Source organism: Mesorhizobium sp. ArgA1 (assembly GCF_053714375.1).
Genome location: NZ_JBSKBQ010000198.1, coordinates 1 through 253, shown reverse-complemented (window position 1 = coordinate 253; position 253 = coordinate 1). Strand labels below are relative to the sequence as shown.

The window sequence follows — 253 nt, the reverse complement described above, 5'->3', positions numbered from 1 at the left end:
TGCGGAAATCCCTCCCGATGCAGATACTCAGGATATTCTTCGCACTGCAGGACGATGCCTTTCTGAAGCGAAACAGCGCGGCCGGAACCGCGTTTCGTTCGACTTTGAAGCAGCCAAATTGCGAGCCGTGGCACCGTAACCGACCCTGCTTGGGGTATGCTCTTTCCGGTGTTACCTCGCCGGAAGAGGTGGTCGCGGCAAACCGCTGCATTTGGTGACGGCCGGGCCGCCAGGGGCGTGTGAACGTGGTGGT

Annotated in this window: 1 protein-coding gene; it reads left to right on the top strand. The window is 60.1% G+C overall.

Features of this window, described 5'->3' with window-relative positions:
* Positions 1-218 (top strand): hypothetical protein (locus ACWGTI_RS32975; protein ID WP_454590718.1); only part of this gene is annotated, 218 nt, incomplete at its 5' end.
* Between the last annotated feature and the right edge of the window lie 35 nt (positions 219-253).